Annotated in this window: 16 protein-coding genes and 1 riboswitch; of the genes, 4 read left to right on the top strand and 12 right to left on the bottom strand. The window is 35.2% G+C overall.

The window, feature by feature from the left end; translation table 11 throughout:
* Nucleotides 1-12 precede the first annotated feature (12 nt).
* Nucleotides 13-1,875, bottom strand: a complete 1,863-nt coding sequence (locus LUA90_RS16720) for a TonB-dependent siderophore receptor (RefSeq protein WP_231491812.1) — start codon at nucleotides 1,873-1,875, stop codon at nucleotides 13-15.
* Nucleotides 1,876-1,973: 98 nt separating this feature from the next.
* Nucleotides 1,974-2,165, bottom strand: a riboswitch (cobalamin riboswitch).
* Between the two features lie 84 nt (nucleotides 2,166-2,249).
* Between LUA90_RS16720 and LUA90_RS16715 the strand changes: the two genes are divergently transcribed.
* Both LUA90_RS16715 and LUA90_RS16710 read left to right on the top strand, forming a co-directional pair.
* A complete protein-coding gene (locus tag LUA90_RS16715) occupies nucleotides 2,250-3,497 on the top strand; it encodes a serine hydrolase (protein WP_231491811.1) in 1,248 nt (415 codons plus the stop codon).
* Between the two features lie 82 nt (nucleotides 3,498-3,579).
* A complete protein-coding gene (locus tag LUA90_RS16710; RefSeq protein WP_231459639.1) occupies nucleotides 3,580-3,912 on the top strand; it encodes a YegP family protein in 333 nt (110 codons plus the stop codon).
* 66 nt (nucleotides 3,913-3,978) lie between these two features.
* Here the strand turns inward: LUA90_RS16710 and rplT are convergent, their stop codons facing one another.
* The 9 genes from rplT to LUA90_RS16665 form a co-directional block, all read right to left on the bottom strand.
* The gene (rplT, locus tag LUA90_RS16705; protein ID WP_025144714.1) at nucleotides 3,979-4,323 is read right to left on the bottom strand and encodes a 50S ribosomal protein L20; all 345 of its coding nucleotides are present in this window, start codon (nucleotides 4,321-4,323) and stop codon (nucleotides 3,979-3,981) included.
* Between the two features lie 75 nt (nucleotides 4,324-4,398).
* Nucleotides 4,399-4,599 carry a 50S ribosomal protein L35 gene (rpmI, locus tag LUA90_RS16700; RefSeq protein ID WP_056872807.1) on the bottom strand — a complete coding sequence of 67 codons (201 nt, stop codon included), beginning with the start codon at nucleotides 4,597-4,599 and terminating at the stop codon, nucleotides 4,399-4,401.
* A gap of 29 nt (nucleotides 4,600-4,628) precedes the next feature.
* The gene (gene infC / locus LUA90_RS16695; RefSeq protein ID WP_109928230.1) at nucleotides 4,629-5,198 is read right to left on the bottom strand and encodes a translation initiation factor IF-3; all 570 of its coding nucleotides are present in this window, start codon (nucleotides 5,196-5,198) and stop codon (nucleotides 4,629-4,631) included.
* A gap of 23 nt (nucleotides 5,199-5,221) precedes the next feature.
* Nucleotides 5,222-7,147: a threonine--tRNA ligase gene (gene thrS / locus LUA90_RS16690; protein ID WP_231459640.1), complete on the bottom strand. Its 1,926-nt coding sequence runs from the start codon at nucleotides 7,145-7,147 to the stop codon at nucleotides 5,222-5,224.
* Nucleotides 7,148-7,321: 174 nt separating this feature from the next.
* The gene (locus LUA90_RS16685; RefSeq protein WP_231491809.1) at nucleotides 7,322-8,404 is read right to left on the bottom strand and encodes an acyltransferase; all 1,083 of its coding nucleotides are present in this window, start codon (nucleotides 8,402-8,404) and stop codon (nucleotides 7,322-7,324) included.
* Between the two features lie 182 nt (nucleotides 8,405-8,586).
* Nucleotides 8,587-9,495, bottom strand: a complete 909-nt coding sequence (locus tag LUA90_RS16680; protein ID WP_231459641.1) for a hypothetical protein — start codon at nucleotides 9,493-9,495, stop codon at nucleotides 8,587-8,589.
* 120 nt (nucleotides 9,496-9,615) lie between these two features.
* Nucleotides 9,616-10,353 carry a (Fe-S)-binding protein gene (locus LUA90_RS16675; protein WP_231459642.1) on the bottom strand — a complete coding sequence of 246 codons (738 nt, stop codon included), beginning with the start codon at nucleotides 10,351-10,353 and terminating at the stop codon, nucleotides 9,616-9,618.
* A gap of 38 nt (nucleotides 10,354-10,391) precedes the next feature.
* Nucleotides 10,392-11,690, bottom strand: coding sequence for an MFS transporter (locus LUA90_RS16670; protein WP_231491807.1), 1,299 nt, complete (start codon nucleotides 11,688-11,690; stop codon nucleotides 10,392-10,394).
* 65 nt (nucleotides 11,691-11,755) lie between these two features.
* Nucleotides 11,756-13,648, bottom strand: a complete 1,893-nt coding sequence (locus LUA90_RS16665; protein ID WP_231459644.1) for an ATP-dependent DNA helicase RecQ — start codon at nucleotides 13,646-13,648, stop codon at nucleotides 11,756-11,758.
* Between the two features lie 72 nt (nucleotides 13,649-13,720).
* Between LUA90_RS16665 and LUA90_RS16660 the strand changes: the two genes are divergently transcribed.
* Nucleotides 13,721-16,948: an amidohydrolase family protein gene (locus LUA90_RS16660; protein ID WP_231491806.1), complete on the top strand. Its 3,228-nt coding sequence runs from the start codon at nucleotides 13,721-13,723 to the stop codon at nucleotides 16,946-16,948.
* A 216-nt stretch (nucleotides 16,949-17,164) separates the two neighbouring features.
* Here the strand turns inward: LUA90_RS16660 and LUA90_RS16655 are convergent, their stop codons facing one another.
* Nucleotides 17,165-19,360, bottom strand: a complete 2,196-nt coding sequence (locus tag LUA90_RS16655) for a radical SAM protein (protein WP_231491804.1) — start codon at nucleotides 19,358-19,360, stop codon at nucleotides 17,165-17,167.
* A 196-nt stretch (nucleotides 19,361-19,556) separates the two neighbouring features.
* Here LUA90_RS16655 and LUA90_RS16650 point away from each other — a divergent pair, with 196 nt between their 5' ends.
* A complete protein-coding gene (locus LUA90_RS16650; RefSeq protein WP_231459647.1) occupies nucleotides 19,557-20,273 on the top strand; it encodes a hypothetical protein in 717 nt (238 codons plus the stop codon).
* 70 nt (nucleotides 20,274-20,343) lie between these two features.
* Here LUA90_RS16650 and LUA90_RS16645 read toward each other — a convergent pair whose 3' ends face one another.
* Entirely contained in the window at nucleotides 20,344-21,534 is a 1,191-nt protein-coding gene (locus LUA90_RS16645; protein WP_231459648.1) for an NAD(P)/FAD-dependent oxidoreductase, read from the bottom strand.
* Nucleotides 21,535-21,663 lie beyond the last annotated feature (129 nt).

Genomic DNA, 21,663 nt, shown 5'->3' with positions numbered 1-21,663 from the left:
GTTAATTTTTTATTAGCGGATATTAAAACTAACGCCTGTATTAAAATTGAAACCCATAGTGTTATAACCAATAATTTCATTGTATTTTTCGTTCAGGATGTTTTTTGCATCAAAGAAAATCTTAACACGCTTGTTTGCCAAGGCATATTCTGCATAGGCGTTTAGTAATTTGTAAGCAGGCAAAGTATCTACAGTATAGCTAGAAAAGTTACCATCAGTACGTTTACCAAAATAACGATAGTTAGCACTAACATATAAATTGCTTGTAGCTTGTAAGCCTGCATTTATACCGAAAGTATGTTTAGGTCTGCGGAATAAATAATCAGCAATTGCATTATCAACAAAATTAAACTCATTTCCTTCAACATAACCGTAGTAACCGCTAACATTAAATCTACCAAATTTTACCGCTGGTTCAACTTCAAATCCCTTTGTTTTTTGGCTCACCTGATTAATGTATCCTGCCGGATAAGCATAAATAATTGCATCTGATAAATCGCGTTTGTAACCTGCAACTCTCAGGCTAAATTTATCATCAGCAAAGCTGAAATTTACACCTGCTTCGTAATTTTGAGATTTCTCGGGCTTCAAATTTAAGTTAGCACCAAATTGACCGAACAACATATTTAATGTTGGAATTTTAAAGGCTGTAGATACCGTACCAAATAATTTAATTTCTTTTATGATATTAATTGTTGGCGTTACAGAGTAAGTATAGTTTTCGCCATATTGCTCGTGTTTATTATAACGCCCACCAACTTCTAAATTAAATATGCTTAAATCATGCAAAAATAATGATGTATAAGCAGCAAAAATATTTGTGTTCGGACTTGCTGTGCCAGCTTTAAGTTTCATACTTCTGTTATCCAAACCAACCAATAAATCAACTTTACTTCCTAATTTTTGATTGTAGAATAAATCAATTATATTAATTTTACCTTGAGTAAAGCTAGGGAAACTGCTGTGCGCATCGTTCGATGTACTTTCGTAACTATAGTTTAAATTAATTTTACCTGTTCCAAATTCATATTTAGCATTTGTACCAACGGCAACATTTTTTAAAATTGAATAATTACCGGCATCTACAAAAGAGCCACCATCAAAACTATAATTACCATAATAATACCTAACAAAAGGATTTACAGTAAAATTTTTATCCAGTTCAATCCCGAAGTTTGCATTTAAAGCACCAGTTCTAAAGCCATCTTTATCAAATTCTGTATTGTTACCTATTGGATTAGCTGCCTCAGAAATGCCGTTTGTTTTATGCTGAGTGTAATTAATGTTATAATAAAATCCCTCAACAGCACCATTTAAACCAATAGTTCCTTTGTAAGTTTCGTAGCTGCCTGCTGTTGCAACACCATAAATTGTATTTCCTTTTGGTCCGCCCTTTTTGGTAATGATGTTGATTACACCAGCAACCGCATCAGAACCGTAAATTGTAGATTGACCGCCTCGTAAAATCTCTATATGGTCAATTTGGTCGATAGATATTAATCGTAAATCAAATGCTCCACCATTTCCAGATGGGTCATTTTGAACAATACCATCAATTAATACAACTGCGTAAGCACTTCCGGCACCACGAAAAAATACAGATTTATTTAAACCAGGATTGCTACTGGAACCTGCAACGATAATTCCGGCTTGTTCGCTAATTAATTCCGGTAACGATTTACCGTGACTGCGTTCTAAAGTTTCTTTAGAAATGATAGTTACAACTTTACCAGTTTGCGATTGCTTCTGGTCGTTTTTAGTTGCCTTGATAACAACATCATCAAGTTTTAAACTGTCTTGTGCTTTAGCAAATTGGCTAAAGCTTAATTGTGCAAACCCCAGGCCTGCAGCAATTAAAATTCTTTTTTTGTTCATTTGATTGTGAGTTTTGCCCACAGCCAACAGATTAGGAAAGGAAATGAAAATACGTGTAACGTTAAGTACCTCAATCCTAGCTTCAATCCCCGAAAGCTATGAAATTAATCGCTAAAGGCAGGTCTTCTGACTTACTCCCGGTGATTTCTACCTTCCCGTTTAATTAAAAACAGTGGCTTTAGATTGAATTACCGTTATAGAGCTTACAGCTGCGGGACAGTTGCAGAATTTCACTGCATTCCCTTTTAATTCCGGGTGTAAAGCCGGAAACCAAAAGCGCTGCAAAAGTAATAAAATAATGTTGGTTGTAAAATGGATGATGGAAAATGGCATTTGAAATACAAAACGTTAACTTTAAGATTCAAATACCTAACATGAAATCAATTTTCACTTCACTCCTACTATTTGCATGTTTTTCAGCTATGGCACAAAAAATAGATACCACATATCTCGAAAACTTAATGAAAACCAAGCCCGAACTTTTTAGTGGTGTTTTAACACATCCTGATAAAAATCAAATTCAGGTTTTATACACGCAAATTAATCGGGACGCCAACAACAAACCCAGCTTTAAAAGTTTTAGTTATAACCTTGATGCACACCGTTACTTTTATCCTGCAAGTACAGTAAAGTTAGCAGCCGTGATTTTTGCTTTGGAAAAAGTAAATAGATTAAAAATTACCGGTTTAACAGCTAAAAGCGTAATGATAACAGATAGTGCTTTTAAAAAACAAACCAAAGTTACTAAAGATACCTCAGCACAAAATGGTTTACCAAGCATTGAGCATTACATTAAAAAGATTTTGCTAACCAGCGATAACGATGCATTTAATAGGCTTTTCGAATTTATTGGAAGAGCCGAAATAAATAAAAAGCTAAGAAAGAATGGACTGGCTAATAGCAGAATATTAAACCGTTTGGCCGTTGGCGATGCCGGCGAAACATCTAAGCACACCAATCCGGTTAAATTTTATAATGGAAATAAATTAATCTACAGCCAGTCGGCACAGTACGACGAAAAAGAATATAATTTAAACTTAACCAATACGGTGATGGGTAAAGGTTATTTAGACAGTGCCGATAAATTAATAAACAAGCCATTTAGTTTAGAGAATAAAAATGCTTTTGCAATTGAGGACCAACAACAACTGATGAAAAAGTTAATGTTTCCAGAAGTTTTTCCAGTAAAAGAACGATATAATTTAACTGCAGAGGATTATAAATTGATTTATACTTACATGAGCAAAATGCCAAACGAGAGTGATTTTCCAAAATATGATGCAAAGGAATTTTGGCCAACTTATGCTAAAATGCTTTACTATGGGCGTGAGCTAAAAATCCAACCGGATGAAAACATAAGAATTTTTAATAAGTATGGAGATAGCTACGGTTTTATCATTGATAATTCATATTTCATAGATTTTAAAAATGGCATTGAATTTTTACTAACAGCAGTTGTTCAAAGTAATGAAAATGGCATTTACAATGATAATAAATATGAATACGAAACCGTATGCTTTCCTTTTATGAAAAACTTAGGCAGAACTATTTATGAAGCTGAATTAATCAGAAAGAAGAATAACAAGCCTAATCTTTCAAAATATAAGATGGATTACAAATAGTTTTTAATTTGAAACTGATTTTATAACTTTAAATAAAATCATCTCCTATAGATAATTGGTATTATTTATTTAAAAATTAGAAATGGGAAAATTTGTAATCAGTAAAAGAAAAAATGGCGAATTTCAGTTTAATTTAAACGCCGGTAATGGACAAACGATTTTAAGCAGTGAAGGCTATGTAACAAAAGCCAACTGCGAAAATGGAATCGAATCTGTAAGAAAAAACTCACAGGATGATTCTAAGTTTGAGAAAAAAACATCCACGAACGACAAAGCTTATTTCAACCTTAAAGCTACTAACGGGCAAATTATTGGTTCGAGCCAAATGTACGAAAGTGAAGCTTCTAGAGATAATGGCATCGCATCGGTAAAAAGTAATGCACCTGATGCATCAATTGATGACCAAACGCTTTAACAAAAAAAAAGTCCTGATTTGCATCAGGACTTTTTTAAAATATGATTATCGCCGAAGCGAAAATTTCTATTTTACTGCATCAATTACAGCTTTGAAAGCTTCAGGGTGATTCATTGCTAAATCAGCTAATACTTTACGGTTTAAACCGATTTCTTTCGAAGCAAGTTTACCAATTAATTGAGAGTAAGAAATACCGTGCTGACGAGCACCTGCATTAATACGTTGGATCCATAATCCGCGGAATTCTCTTTTCTTAACTTTACGGTCACGGTATGCATATTGCAAACCTTTTTCTACTGTGTTTTTAGCAACAGTATAAACCTTACTTCTTGCTCCCCAATAACCTTTTGCAAGGTTAAGGATTTTTTTTCTTCTTCTTCTCGAAGCTACTGCGTTTACCGAACGTGGCATGTTGTTGTTGTTTTTTGGTAAGCGGCGTCCTAATTTAAAGGAACTTTAATGCCTGATACCTGGTGAATTAATAAATTACTTTCCGATACAAAGCATACGTTTAACGTTACCAGTATCTGCTGCTGTTACCATGCTAGCATTTCCAAGTGCACGTTTACGTTTAGTACTCATCTTTGTTAAGATGTGACTTTTGTATGCGTTGTTTCTTTTGATTTTACCTGTTCCAGTAAGCGAAAAACGCTTTTTAGCACTGGAATTGGTTTTCATTTTTGGCATAACCTGTTTTTTAATTTATAAACCTATTTTTATTTTTTTGCTACTTTAGGCGCAACTGTTAGGAACATACGTTTACCTTCTAACTTCGGTAATAACTCTACTTTTCCTACATCTTCCAAAGCCTGAGCAAATTTTAGTAATAAAATTTCTCCCTGCTCTTTGTAAACAATTGCTCTACCTTTAAAATGCACATAAGCTCTAACTTTCTCACCGTTCTCTAAAAAGCTGATGGCATGTTTTAATTTAAACTGGAAATCGTGGTCGTTTGTATTAGGACCGAAACGAATCTCCTTAATAACAGTTTGTTTAGCATTAGATTTAATTTCCTTTTGCTTTTTCTTCTGCTCGTAAACGAATTTGCTGTAATCTATAATTCTACAAACCGGAGGTACAGCATTCGGAGAAATTTCTACCAAATCTAATTCCAGTTCATCAGCAAGTGCCAAAGCTTTAGCCAAAGGATAAATCCCCGGTTCAACATTATCGCCTGCTAAACGCACTTCAGGCGATTTAATAAACTGATTAATGTTATGTTCTGCTTCTTTTTTCTTAAAAGGCGGACGTGGTCCCCTGTTAAATCCTGGTCTTCCTAATGCCAAATTTGTATAATATTAATTTTAATTTAAACTGTTATTTCTTTTAATAATAAGCCGCTGAACTCCTCCAACGTCATTTCACCTAAATCTCCCTCGCCATGTTTTCTGATTGAAATTTTACCTTCAGCCATTTCTTTCTCACCAATGATGAGCATGTAAGGGATTTTTTTAACCTCCGCATCGCGGATTTTGCGACCGATTTTCTCATCTCGAAAGTCAATCAGCCCGCGAATATCGGAATTATTTAATTCATCTAAAACTTTTTTTGCATATTCTTCATATTTTTCTGAAATAGGAAGAATAATATATTGCTCCGGACTTAACCATAAAGGGAAGTTTCCGGCACAATGTTCAATCAAAACTGCAATAAAACGTTCTAGTGAACCAAATGGTGCACGGTGTATCATTACTGGTCTGTGTTTCTGATTATCGCTACCAGTGTATTCTAATTCAAAACGCTCAGGAAGGTTATAATCAACCTGAATTGTACCTAACTGCCACTTTCTGCCTAAAGCATCTTTAACCATAAAATCCAGCTTCGGGCCATAGAAGGCAGCCTCACCATATTCAATTACAGTATTTAAGCCTTTTTCTGCAGCAGCCTCGATAATAGCATTTTCAGAAAGCTTCCAATTTTCATCAGAGCCAATGTATTTAGCTTTATTATCAGGATCTCTTAACGAAATTTGAGCGGTATAGTTTTCAAAACCTAAAGATTTAAATACATAAAGCACCAAATCAATAACTTTCTTAAACTCATCTTTTACTTGTTCCGGCATACAGAATAAGTGTGCATCATCCTGAGTAAAGCCACGTACACGAGTTAAACCATGTAATTCGCCACTTTGTTCGTAACGATATACTGTTCCAAATTCGGCAAAACGAACCGGAAGATCTTTGTATGAACGTGGTTTTGTTTTATAAATTTCACAGTGATGCGGGCAGTTCATCGGCTTTAAGAAAAACTCCTCTCCTTCTTGAGGCGTTTTTATTGGCTGAAATGAATCTTTACCATATTTTTCCCAGTGACCAGAAGTTACATACAGGTTTTTATGGCCAATATGTGGCGTAACTACTTGTTCATATCCAGCTTTTGCCTGCGCTTTAGTTAAAAAGTTTACCAAACGCTCACGCAAAGCTGTTCCTTTAGGTAACCATAAAGGTAAACCCATTCCAACTTTCTCTGAGAAAGCAAATAGCTCAAGCTCTTTTCCCAGCTTGCGGTGATCGCGTTTTTTAGCTTCCTCAATCATTGCAAGATATTCGGTAAGCTCGCTTGCTTTTGGAAAAGTTACACCGTAAATACGTGTTAATTGTTTTTTAGTTTCATCACCTCTCCAGTATGCACCTGCAACATTCATCAGTTTTACTGCTTTAACAAAACTAGTATTTGGAATGTGCGGACCGCGACATAAATCGGTAAAAGCTCCCTGAGAATAGAAAGTTATTTTTCCATCCTCCAAACCATCAATTAAATCAAGTTTGTATTCATCGCCCTTTTCTGTAAAATATTTAATTGCATCAGCTTTGCTTACACTTTCGCGTTTGAAAGTTTCTTTTTGCTTAGCCAATTCAATCATTTTTGTTTCAATGGCTTTGAAATCATCCGAAGAAAATTCCTTGTCACCAAAATCTACATCGTAATAAAAACCAGTTTCAATTGCCGGGCCTATACCGAATTTTGTACCAGGATATAGCGCCTCTAAAGCTTCGGCCATTAAGTGTGCCGATGAATGCCAAAAAGTAGTTTTGCCTTCAGCATCATTCCAGGTTAGTAATTTTACAGAAGAATCTGCTTCAATTGGACGTGTTGAATCCCAAACTTCGCCATTAACTTCTGCAGCTAAAACGTTTCTTGCTAAACCTTCGGAAATTGACAATGCAATTTGATGAGCAGAAGTGCCCTTTTCATACTGACGAACGGAGCCGTCAGGTAAAGTAATATTAATCATCTACAACTATGATTTTGCCCCTCATCACGCTGGAATATTGGAACGGTTTACAAATAATTTTATTTCTAAATCACATACAAAGTGATTTTATTTGCTGCAAAGATGCTGTTTTTTGCGTTAAAATGCAAGTTTTGATTAATACTAATTGATTTCATGAATAAAATTACAAGTCAATTATCTATTATTTTTCACCCATTTATTTTTCAGATAATTACGAATTGGTACATCAATAAAACGCATTGTTAAATACGCAAAACCGATTAATAAGACCATATAAACTGGCACTGTAAATTTGAGTAAAGCCATCTCTGGTTTAATCTCTACAAAATAGGTTAAAAATACCCAAATGAATGGATAATGAATCATGTACAAGGGGTAAGAAATTTCTCCTGAAAGTTTACACAAAGGCTCTAACTTAGGTTTTATCGTTGCACCAGCACCCAAAGCAACCAAAACAGGAAAGTAAATTAACACAATTAAGGGTTCGGTGAGCCAATTGTAATTATCATTAAAAGGAACTATAAATGCCAACAACAGCAAAGCTGATAATCCTAAAAACCCTATATTATTTTTAATTGCCCAGTTTGAGCGGAAAATTAACATTCCAACTAAAAAAGAATATAAAACACGTGCGCCACCATCCCAAAATGTTGATCCGCTCCAGCCGCCCATTAAATTGGTTGATTTAAATGCGATAAAACAAATTAATGCAGCGGCAACGAAAGTGAAAATTTGCAATGTGTTGCGACTAAACTTATACAGAACGAATACATAAAAAATGTTGGCAATGTATTCCCAAAAGAGCGACCAAGCTGGCGCATTTAAATTGAATAAATTAAAAAAACGTTCCTCCATCAAAGGATAAGGGATTAAAAAAACCGAGGCTAGAAACATCAGCAATGTCTGGCCGAATCCATAAGTTGGATAAAAATTGCTAAAAGGATCTAAGAAAAAAGTTAGTAAACCTAAAACCGAACCAATCACTACTAATGGATGTAATCTAATCAGTCTGAGTTTTATGAATTGCCAAACACCAAGATGTGCTATCCTACTATCATAGGCATAGGCAATAACAAAGCCTGATAAGCAGAAGAAAAAATCTACTGCCAAAAAACTATGAACAATAACATTTTCTTTGGGAGGGAAAATTATCTCCATGAAATGAAACAGTACTACAGATATGGCGGCAACTCCTCTTAACCCATCTAAAATTTCGAAATGTTTTTTTGTGTTCAGTAAGGAATTGTTGTTTTGCATTTTGAAGAATGTTAGATATAGTCAATAATAATCATTCATATTGAAATTACATTTAAACAATTGTGGTTTTTAGCCAAAATGTAACCGGAAATATACAGTCGCTATTGTTTTTAAATAGTAGATAAATTAAAAAAGCCTGCACAAATTTAATTGTGCAGGCTTAATAAAATAACTTATTTAAATTAGTTAACCACGATAACTCTTTGTCCGCCAGCTCCGGCTGGTCTGTTGTTTCCGTTTCCTCTAAAACGTTTCATCATGTTTTCCATCTTCACTTTATATTCAGCATCGGTAATAGCAATGGCTTTTTTTGGTGCTGTTACATCTTTGTTGCTAACATTTCTATATTCAATGCTTTTAGCAATTGTGCTGTTTCCTCTGCCCTCAATTGCTAAAACAGTTCCTTCTGTCCACATATTTGGATTTGGTGAGAAATCAAAACCTAAATCCTTAGTGTACCAAATGTGAGTTTCTTCGGTCACATCTTTATCCATACCTAAAATTTTAACTGAACGAGTTGATTTTACGATAACCTCATTACAGTTTAAACCTAAAATTTGTTTAGTAGCATCAGTTTTAACCACCTCAATTTTTGGAGGAACAATAGGTTTAGGTTTAGTTGTATCGTTAGGATTGTTTCTACCCATACCGCCAAAAGTATTTATAGGTCCTGAGGTGTTCAGTTTTAATCCGCTTTGCATAACATAAGTAGTATCATTTAAATCGAAAACCTCAACTAATTTTTTATCAGCAAATGTGTAGTAATATTCTCTGTTACCACCTGCACCACCAAAACCTCTCATCATACGACCCATTCCACCGCCGCCACCGCCAGCACCGTTACTATCTTCTGTTTCTTCAACCGGCATGTAACTCGCATTTGTGGCATTAAATAGTAACTCAAAATTTGATTTACTTGTAGACGGCATTCTTGCAGCCATTTGTTCGGGGATTTTAATACCACTTGCTGCCATCATCGTAGCAGGATCAATAGTAGTTTCATATTGTATTGCTCCAGATGTTTTCTTTTGTGCGCTCGCTACAGATGCTAAAGATAAAACGCCTAAAAAAGCGAGAATTACTTTTTTCATTTTGTTATGTTTTTGTTGTTAGATATGAAAGGTTAAAAAAGGTTTAACAAAGATATTTTTATTTAACGCAAAGCATGTTAAAAAGTGTTAAACGCTTAGCAAACAGAAGTAATATGTTTGTTAATATTCTGTGCTTTCTAACCAACCGTTACATAAAACATCTGCAATATGCATGGTTTTAATTGGCAGATTGTTTTTTTCGATATAACCTTGAAGATGAAGCAAACAAGATAAATCTGTAGAAATAATATAATCGGCTTGTTGGGCAAGCGCATGGTTAACTTTTTGTTCTGCCATGGCAGATGAAATTGCATCAAATTTTACAGCAAAAGTACCACCAAAACCACAACACATATCGTTATCGGGTAACTCAAGCATTTCTAAACCATGTACTTTAGATAGAAGCTGACGTGGTTCGTCTTTTATTTTACATTCTCTTAAAGCACTGCAAGAATCATGGTAAACAGCTTTTCCTTCTAATTCTGCTCCGAAGTAATCCTTCTTCGCCACATTAATTAAGAAATCAGATAGTTCCCAGATGTTTGATTGCAAACTGCGGCATTTATTGTGAACAATTGTATTGGTAAATAAATCATTAAAACCAGCTTTTACCATTCCTACGCATGATGCGGATGGTGCAACCACATAGGTATTTTCCGTAAAATCGTTCAAAAATTTTGTTCCAACTTCTTTAGCCTCATCCCAATAACCGGCGTTGTAAGCAGGCTGTCCGCAACAGGTTTGTTTTGAGTTGTATTCTACCTCACATCCCGATTTTTCTAATAACCTTAAAGTGTTAAATGCGGTTTCGGGATATAATTGGTCTACAAAACAGGGAACAAACAATTCTACTTTCATCTATTTATCATTACAATTGGAGCTACAAACTTACACTTTTAGTTTTCTCTGCGTTCGTTTTTTCTTAAGATTACCAAAAAGATTAATCCAACAATAAAAAATGATGCCAAAGCGATAATGGATTGGCGCATGTTATGCGTAAGTCCTTCAATTAAAGCAAAGCTGAATAAACCGATTACAATTGCTAACTTTTCTGTAGCATCGTAAAAGCTAAAAAATGAAGCCGTGTCGGTAGTATTTTCGGGTATATGTTTAGAATACGTAGAACGTGATAAGGATTGGATGCCGCCCATTATTAAGCCTACAATTGCCGCTAAACCATAAAATTGATATTCTGTAGTGATTGAATATCCATATATGCAGCAGGCAATCCAAATGATTACTACAATAATTAATACATTAACGTTTCCTAATTTTTTGGCTAACCTAGACATTAGCCATGCACCTAGTATGGCTACGAGTTGAATAATTAAAATTACCGCAATTAAACTACCCGACTCTAGCTTTAAAACTTTGGCCCCAAAACCTGCTGCTGCAAGCATTATGGTTTGTACCCCCATAGAATAGAAGAAAAACGCAATTAAGTAGGTCTTTAAAAAACTCATTTGTTTTAATTGATTCCAAACCTTTTCAAATTCTCCAAAACTGCTTTTTAAAATGCCTTTTTCTTCGGCAGATAAAACAGGAATATCTTTTGGCAATGCCTTGAATGGAATTTGAGCAAATACAAGCCACCAAATCCCAACTAGTAAAAACGATATCTGTGCAGGAAGTGATTTATCTGTAATGCCAAAAAGCTCTGGTTTTAACACAAATACAAAACAAATTAGCTGTAAAATTACGCTGCCAACGTATCCATAAGAAAAACCTTGCGCACTCACTTTATCCTGGTTTTGAGTAGATGCGATGATTGGCAAATACGAATTATTAAACATTACGCCGCCAACATAACCCATTGCAGCTAAAACGAAACAAATAATTCCAGCTTCCAGCGTTTCTAGCTTGAAGAAAAATAAGCACATACAAGAAATTGAACCCACATAAGTGAACAATTTCATAAAAAATTTCTTTTTGCCTTTTGCATCAGCATAGGAAGATAAGATTGGTAGTAAAACCACCATAATTAAATAAGCAAATGCCAGAGCATAGTTAGATAAAACCGTGTTAATAAAGGTTTTTCCAAAAAAGGTAACTTCATCACCATGTGCTTCGGTTGTAGTTACTGCTACATAGTAAACCGGAAAAATTGTTGAAGTGATAACTAAATTGTAAGCAGAATTTGCCCAATCGAAGAAAGCCCATGAGCGAATGGTTTTCTTATTATCTTTTTCTATCATGAATAAGCGTTAAATGTTCGAAAGTTGTGGATGGAAATCTAAAATCGTAATTCTTAAATCAAAAATCAAATGTAATATTTCTTTCCATCAGTTTTAATCTTGCCAGCATCTAATAATTCTCTTATTGTATCTATACGTTCATTTTCCGAACCATTTTTTATGTTGATAACCAAATCATCTAAAATTAAAGGCTGATGTTGCAAAAGCGAAATGATTTCAAATTCAATTTCATCATTAAGCTGAACATCGTTATCAACTCTCTTTTCTGCTAAACAAACATCGCAAACACCACATCTGCTCGCATTCATTTCATCAAAATAGTTTAATAATTGTATGTTTCTGCAAATATTTGATGATGCATAAGCTACAACTGCATTTATTTGTTTGAGTAAAATATCTTTACGCAATTCAAGGTATTTTACGTCAACATCAAAATGCTCCATATCTACCCGCGGCCTTATATATTGCAATTGCGGCTGGTCAGTCTGTTGAATGTAGGCAAGCAGTTCTATAGATTGCAGCTTATTTAAAAAGGCAACAATTTCTTTGTAAGATAAGCCAGTCTTCTTCGCTAAATCTGCTTCATTAATATTAACAAAACCATCAAAAGCACCCCCGTGAGAACGCAAAATGGTTTTTATGATATTGTCGTAAGCTTTGTTTTCAATCTGAAAGCGATACACATCTTCGTGCCCTACCGTAAACATTAATCTTGAGGACAGAAAAACACTCTCCGACAGTATTACGTAACCATCATGCTCTAAAAATTTTAAAGCCGAAATAGTTTTTAAAACACTAACATTAAAACGTTTACAAAAGTCGGCTATATCAAAAGCAAAGGTTAGTCCCTCGCCTGCTCCAAATGCCAACTGAAAATAGTTACCCAGATAATGGTAAATCTTTCTGATTTCTTCTGGTGATGGAAAACTATTTATGTACCGAGCCTCAAGACTTAAAATATCTGACTGATTGGCTAGCAAAACGGCATAACTTCGCTTTTCATCCCGACCAGCTCTACCTGCTTCCTGATAATAAGCTTCTAAACTTTCTGGTAAATCTAAATGCACAACAAAACGAACATCAGCTTTATCAATTCCCATCCCAAAAGCATTGGTTGCAACCATTATGCGGGTTTTATTTTGTTTCCAGTCTTCTTGTTTCTGAAAACGTTCGTTTTTTTCTAAACCAGCGTGGTAGAAATCAGCCTTGATTTGGTTTCTGTTGATAAAATTAGAAACCTCTGCAGTTTCTCTACGATTTCTAACATATACTAAACCCGTACCTTTAACATTCCTACAAATATTTATAAGCTTTTTGTATTTATCTTCCTTATTAAAAACAACATAACTTAAATTATCTCTAGCAAAACTTTTAATAAAAACCTGCGGATTTTTCATCTCCAGTTTCTTTATAATGTCTTTTCTAACAAAGTCTGTTGCTGTGGCGGTTAATGCTAAAATGGGTACATCTGGTAAAATTTCCCTAAGCTTTGATATTTGCTGGTATGGAGGTCGAAAATCATAACCCCACTGCGAAATGCAATGCGCTTCATCAACAGCGATTAAATTCACATTCATGTAAGAAATCCTTACCCGAACTAAATCTGATAATAATCTCTCTGGTGATAAATAAAGGAATTTGATTTTGCCGTAGATGCAATTGTCTAAAAGAATATCGATTTCACGTTTGCCCATCCCGGCATAAATTGCAATCGCTTCTATGCCTTTTTCTTTTAGGTTTTCAACCTGATCTTTCATCAAGGCTATTAATGGAGAAACTACAATACAAATTCCTTCTTTTACCATTGCCGGAATCTGAAAACAAACAGACTTGCCTCCGCCCGTTGGCAATAAAGCCAAGCTATCTTTTCCCTCCAATACAGAAGTAATAATATCTTGTTGTAATGGTCTGAAAGCTTGATGGCCCCAGTACTTTTGTAAAATCTCTATTGCTGTCATAAATCGGCGGTATCAAAACTATAAAAAAGCTCTTGATATTACTAAATTGCACCACAATTAATCAAAATTTAGATGAAGCAACTCTATTTTCTTTCTGCACTCTCATTTCTATTTTTCATTACAAAAGCCCAGGATAAGAAATGGGATGTAGAAAAATATCAAGGTACCACTAAAAATTTCACGCTAAATACTGATGAAGGTACTTGGATGAACTTAGATGTTAGTCCGGATGGGCAGGAAATTGTGTTTGATTTGTTGGGTGATATTTATACAATGCCTATTGCCGGCGGACAAGCAAAACTAATTAGTGGAGGCATTGCTTACGATGTTCAGCCACGTTTTAGCCCAAATGGTAAGTATATTTCTTACACAAGTGATAAAAGTGGAGGAGATAATATCTGGATTATGAGCCGAGATGGTTCAAATAAAAAACAAGTAACAAAAGAGAGTTTCAGATTGCTCAATAATGCTACCTGGATGCCAAATAGCGAATATATCGTAGCCAGAAAACATTTTACTGCTGGCCGCTCGTTAGGTGCTGGCGAAATGTGGATGTATAACATTAACGGTGGTGATGGTGTACAATTAACTAAACGTAAAAACGACCAGCAAGATGCCGGCGAACCAAATGTTTCGCCTGATGGCAAATACGTTTATTTTAGTGAGGATGTTACTCCAGGTCCAAATTTCGAATACAGTAAAGATCCAAATGGAACAATTTACGCCATTCGCCAATTAGATTTAACGAGCGGTAAAATAACAACATTAATTAACGAGCAAGGTGGTGCTTGTAGGCCGCAGGTTTCTCCCGATGGAAATTTGATTGCGTTTGTGAAACGTGTAAGGTTAAAATCTACGTTGTATGTTCAAAATATTAAAACCGGTGAAGAATGGGCTGTTAATGATGAGTTATCACATGACCAGCAGGAAACCTGGGCAATTTTTGGTGTTTACCCTAATTTCGCCTGGACCCCAGATAGTAAAAGTTTGGTGTTTTATGCTAAAGGAAAAATCAGAAAAACTGAAATTAAAAACTTAATAACTTCAACAATTCCATTTCAGGCAAATACCGTTCAAACGGTACAACAAGCATTACATTTCGAGCAACAGGTTTTTAGTAATGAATTTTCTGCTAAAATGTTGCGCCAATTAACTACATCGCCTGATGGCAAAACCATTGTGTTTAATGCAGCCGGGTTTTTATATAAACAAGAATTGCCAAATGGAACGCCAGAACGCTTAACAAATGGTTTGGATTTCGAGTTTGAACCAGGTTTCAGTCCGGATGGAAAATATATTGTTTACGTAAGTTGGAGTGATGAATTGCGTGGCGCAATAAAAAGGACTGATTTAAAATCGGGCAAAACAATTACTTTAACTGATGAAAAGGGCTTTTATTATTCGCCTCAATATTCTACAAAAGGTGATAAAATTGTTTTTAGAAAAGGCAGTGGAAATGATGTTTTGGGTTATAACTATGGCCGCGGAACAGGTATTTTTACTATGGCTTCTAACGGCGGGGCTAAAACTTTAATTTCTGAAAATGGTATTCGCCCGCAATTTAACAATACAGATACCCGAATCTATTTTCAAAGTTATGCTGATGGTAAAAAAGCTTTGAAAAGCATTGATTTAAATGGCGCAAACGAAAGAACGCACTTTACTTCTCAGTATGCTAACCAATTCGTTATCAGTCCGGATAATAAATGGGTGGCTTTTAACGAGTTATTTAATGTTTACATCACACCAATGATAAATGTTGGCGTTGCACAAGATGCATCAGCTGGAAATAAAGCAATTCCTGTTGCAAAAGTTACTACCGATGGCGGAACATATATTCAATGGAGTGCAGATAGTAAAAACCTGCATTGGACTTTAGGTCCAAAATATTTTACCATTGATGTGAATAGCGCATTCAACTTTGATGGCTCTGCACCAAAAACGCAGGCTAGTTCAATTGATATAAATTTAACTTTAAAATCTGATGCGCCAACGGGAATTGTTGCACTTAAAGGTGCAAGAATCATTTCGATGAAAGGTGATGAGGTTATTGAAAACGGTGTAATTCTAACAGATGGAAACAAAATTACTTCTATTGGCAAAGCCGATGCGGTAACTATTCCTTCAAACGCAAAAATTATCGATGTAAATGGCAAAACTATAATGCCTGGAATTATTGATGTGCATGCGCATTTACGTACAAGTCCGGATGGCATTACACCACAAAGTGATTGGAGTTATTTGGCAAATCTGGCTTTTGGTGTAACTACTTCGCATGATCCATCAAGCAATACAGAAATGGTTTTCAGTCAAAGTGAAATGCTTAAAGCCGGTAGAATGGTTGGGCCAAGGGTTTACTCAACAGGTGGAATTTTATACGGTGCTGATGGAGATTTTAAAGTTGTTATAAATAGTTTGGATGATGCTTTAGCTAATTTAAAACGCTTAAAAGCTGTTGGAGCATTTTCTGTAAAATCGTACAATCAACCACGTAGAGAGCAGCGTCAGCAAATTTTAGAAGCAGCCCGTCAATTAAAAATGGAAGTTGTACCTGAAGGCGGTTCTACATTTTTTCATAACATGAATATGGTTGCCGATGGACATACGGGAATTGAACACAGCATCCCGGTTTTACCGGTTTATAAAGATGTTACCACGCTTTGGAATAATACTACAGTTGGTTATACGCCGACTTTAATTGTAGCTTACGGCGGACAATGGGGTGAAAATTATTGGTACGATAGAACCAATGTTTGGGAAAATGAAAAATTAATGACTTACACACCACGTTCTATTATTGATTCGAGAGCAAGACGTAGAACAACTTCAGAATATAGCGATTACAACCACATTGATATCGCAAAAGCCACTAAGCAAATTGCTGATGGAGGCACGAAAGTAAATTTAGGCGCTCATGGCCAAATTCAAGGTTTAGGAGCACATTGGGAACTGTGGATGTTTGTGCAAGGCGGTTTTTCACCTCTGCAGGCCATCAGAAACGCAACTTTAAATGGCGCACATTATTTAGGCATGGACAAAGAAATTGGCTCTTTAGAAGTTGGAAAATTGGCCGATTTAGTAATTATGGATGCGAATCCTTTGGATGATATTCGCAATTCGGAAAAAATTAAATATGTGATGATTAACGGACGCTTGTACGATAGTGCGACTATGAATGAAGTGGGTACGAGAGAGAAACTACGTGGCAAATTGTGGTTTGAAAACGCTCGTGGAAATGGTTATGTAATTCCTAATGGTGAATCAGAAACCTGGACCTATACCGTTCCGCATTGCGATTAATTTAGTTACACTTTCGTCATTCCCTCGTAGGCGGGAATCCTAATGCTTAGATTTTGCATATCGTTTTAGGATTCCCGTTTTCACGGGAATGACGTAACAAGAAAAACTTATATGAATTTACATTCCTTGATATAGTGATTTTTCATCACCTTTAATTTATTACAGGTTTTTTTGCTAAGAGATGCTGAAATAAATTCAGCACGACAAATTAAATAGCTACAAAACCAACAACCCAAATTCCCTCAAAGTATTTATTGGTTTGGAGTACCAGAACAACTCAAAATTTTCCATTTCATTTTCAAAATCAGCTTTAACTTCAGCAAAAGAAAAAACCTTTTCATTTGAGATGTGGATTTTATCCAAAATTGACACCAACCACTCCCCTTCATTTTTATTGGTTTGAATCGTTAAGCTTTCTTTTTTATCGTAAATAGTTAAAGAAGCCATTTCCCAAGTATGTCCCTTTTTTGATTTAGTAAAGAATTCTACAGATGGCTGTCCGCATATCCAGACTACTTTAGCAGTAGGTTTTGTATTGAAATTATTCTCTTCATTTATTGCCTTTTCAATAAAATCAGATTGAATTTTAGTTCTTGGGATTTTAAAATCAAACCAATCTTGCAGCTCATAATCAAAACAAATTCCATGCATAAAATTGAAAAGCGATTTCTTCAATCCAAAACTAAATTTATTGTGGTCGATACCTGTTTTATCGATGTAGTTGATATCGTTATTTGCAAAAGTGCCAATGCTTTCTGTTTCTTTAATCACACCAAATTTTTCGGGATACATCCCTACCGGACTGTGTGCCGTCATAGCAAACTGATGCCAGAATCCGGATTGTAAAATTCCGGCTTCAAACAGCTGACGCACCATTTCTAAACTATCAACCGTTTCTTGAATGGTTTGCGTAGGGTAACCATACATTAAATATGCATGAACCATGATGCCAGCTTCTGTAAAATTTCTGGTTACACGAGCAACTTGTTCTACCGTAACGCCTTTATCAATCAGTTTTAATAACCTATCCGATGCAACTTCCAAACCTCCAGAAACCGCTATACAACCAGATGCTTTCAGTAAAAGACACAAATCTGCTGTAAAACTTTTTTCAAAACGAATGTTAGTCCACCAGGTTACGGCGAGTTTTCTACGAAGAATTTCCAGGGCAACTTCACGCATTAAAGCAGGCGGTGCAGCTTCATCCACAAAATGAAAACCATTTTGGCCGGTTTTTAAACTCAGCTCTTCAATCCTGTCTACAATTTGCTTTGCCTGTACAGGTTCATAAACCTTAATGTAATCTAAAGAAATATCGCAAAAAGTACATTTACCCCAATAGCATCCATGTGCCATGGTAAGTTTATTCCAACGGCCATCACTCCACATGCGGTGCATTGGGTTAACAATTTCAATAACAGAAATATATTTATCTAAAAGTAAACCTGTGTAATCCGGTGTACCAACATCGGCTTGTTTATAATCTTTTCTGAAAGAATCATTTTTGTAAACCACTACATCATTTTCGAGCAAAAAAGTACGCTTGTACATTTGCATTTCTTTTGGAATTGCTCCGCTGATGTTTTGAATCAACAATTCAATTGGCAATTCTCCATCATCTAAAGTGATAAAGTCAAAAAACTCGAAGACACGTTTATCAGAAAGTGAACGCAATTCCGTATTTGGAAAACCACCACCCATCGAAATTTTAATTTCAGGATGATGTTTTTTCACCCATTGAGCCGAACAAAAGGCACTATATAAATTACCTGGAAAAGGAACGGAAATCAAAAATAATTTAGGTTGAACTTCTTCGATGTATTTTTTTAAGATAGATATTAAAATCGTATCAATATAGCTTGGCGCCTGACCTAAAGCCTGGTAAAGCTCATCGAAAGAATTTGCGCTTCTGCCCAAACGCTCTGCATAACGGCTGAAACCAAAGTTTTCATCAACACGTTCTACAATAAAATCCGAAATATCCTCCAAATAAAGCGTTGCAAGGTGTTTGGCTTTATCTTGAGTTCCCATAGCGCCGAATGCCCAATCTAATTCTTCCAATTGCGCAAAACGAGAAGCTTGAGGTAAAAAATCATCACCGCAAATTTGCAAAGCCAATGTTGGGTTTTTTCCCTGTAAAAAAGAGATTACAGCATCAATGGTTTTCAAATACTCATCTTTCAAAGCTAAAATACGCCTGGCATTATCACTTTTGGTTTTTGAATTCTCTAACTGAAATACATCGATTAAACCTTTTCTTGAAAACAATTCTAAAATCACCTCAATACCTAAATCTGCCTGTGTAGAACTGATATTTTTAGTGTTAAGAAAACCTTTTATATATGCGCTTGCTGGATACGGAGTATTCAGTTGGGTGAATGGCGGAGTAACAATTAAAACGTCGGTCTTCAAAAGGAGTTTTTAAAATGCAAAAGTAAAGGAATTTTAGAAGATTGGTTTATAAAAAGGTCGTCACTCTGAATTTATTTAAGCGTATTTAGCCTTTAAAGATGCTACACAAAATTTAGCATTGCGAATTTGTTAAGATAGTAGTTAAACTAAAAGCCTAATTTAAACGTTTTATACCTACATCAACGCCATTTATTAAATGAGATTTTTGCTAATCCTCTTATTTATATTTTCTGCACTAACTTCTTTTGCCCAAAAATCTTTTACTTTTCCAAAAGTGAAATCACAAGGCAATTCAATTGAACAACTCACGCCAGTTAACTGGACAGTTATTGATAAGGCGAATGGCGATTTGAACGATGATGGTGAGGCAGATCTCGCCATAATTTTTGAATCTAATCGAATTATAGATGAAACCAGAACTTACGGAGATAACAATTCAGACATTATTAAAGAAACACAGAAACCACGTATTCTAGCAATCTTTTTTAAAAATTTATCAACGGGAAATTATAACTTATCAATACAAAATAACGACTTTATACTACGTTCAGAAGAAGGCGGAAAGCTTGGTGACCCTCTAAACCAAATCGGGATTAAAGACCAGCAATTGTATTTACGTTTTCAAGGTGGTGCAGAATGGCGCTGGGAAATGGGTTATACTTTCAAATTTGAAAATAAAGATTGGTTTTTAACAAGTGCTATCAATCTGTATTTTAACCAGAATACTGGCGATATGACGGAGCGAGTTTATGATTTTAAAACACGTGAATTGTTTACAACGGTTGGCAATTTGCATAGAAGAGATGTAGCAAATCGTAGAACAAGTGAGGTTTTATATTTTTCGCAGTTGAGAACTTTTAAAACGTTTAAAAAGCCCTGGGCCTGGGAAATTATGCCGAACGTTTATTTGTAGTTACTTATCATTTTGCCATGGAAACGCGGAAGTCACAGACAATGCTTTGTTTTATAATCTTTAAAATAAACTACAAATTCTGCGCTATAACAAAACCGCTTGTCCAGGCCCATTGAAAATTGTAGCCACCAAGCCAACCGGTAACATCCAAACATTCGCCTCCAAAATACAAATTCGGAATCTTTTTACATTCTAAAGTTTTCGATGAAATTTCATTTGTATCGATTCCGCCACGCATTACTTCGGCTTTATCATAACCCTTATCGCCGGCAGGTTTAACTTTAAAATGATGTATAGTTTGTTCTATTAAATCAATTTCGGCTTTTGTTAAAGTTGCTACTGGCTTTGAAAGCGGTAAAAATTTACCCAAAGCATCCGTAAATTTTTTGGTGTAATATCTGTTCAGCAAAGTTGATAACATATTTTTACCATTCGATTTACGTTCATTATCCAGCAATGAAACAATATTATGGCTTGGAAGAAGATTTAGATTAATTATTGAACCTCTACGCCAAAATGAAGAAATTTGTAAAATTGCCGGTCCGCTTAAGCCCCAATGCGTAAATAGTATATTTTCTTCGAAAGAAATTTCATCGTTGCTAACTTTACAAAATACAGAGTTACCCGATAGTTGTGCAAACCATTCTTCATCTTTACCAGTAATGGTTAGTGGAACTAATGCAGGTGCAGTTTGGATAATTTTTAAATTATGTTTACGGGCAAAACGTAATGCAAAATCTGTTGCACCCATTTTTGGTATTGGTAAACCACCAGTGGCAATAACCAGTTTTTCTGCCTTTATCGTAATTTGTTTACCATTCTTTTCGTAAAGAACCTGAAATCCATCAGGCAGAACTTCAATTTCTCTCACATCAGCATTGCATCGAATTTCTTGTCCAAAATCTTCGCAAATTGATGTAAAAACTTTTACAACATCTTTAGCATTTTTATCATCAGGAAATAATTGGCCTAAAGTTTTTTCCTTTCCCTGGATACCATAAGTTTCAAAAAAATTGATGGTATCATCTACTGTCCATTGCGTGAAAGATGATTTGATAAAGTGTGGATTGGATGATATGAACTGCTCGGCTGAGGCTAATTGATTTGTATAATTACATCGGCCACCGCCAGAAATCAAAATTTTGGCGCCCGGCTTTTCATTTTTTTCGAGTATAATTACTTTCTTTCCAATATATCCGGCTTGTACCGCACACATCAATCCGCAAGCACCAGCACCAATAATTATTGCATCAGCATTCATTTTGCAAAGTTATAAGTTTTAAGGTTATAGTATTGTCTGTTTTATATAGCACAATTACGCTACGAAACTTAAATGATACAAATTGATGTTTGTGCCTTTATCCTTGTTCTTTTTGCTATTTTTGCGTCT

This window comes from Pedobacter sp. Leaf170, from assembly GCF_920984665.1.
Lineage (GTDB): Bacteria > Bacteroidota > Bacteroidia > Sphingobacteriales > Sphingobacteriaceae > Pedobacter.
The sequence above is the reverse complement of the archived record's forward strand: the minus strand, read 5'-3'. Positions and strand labels throughout refer to the sequence as shown.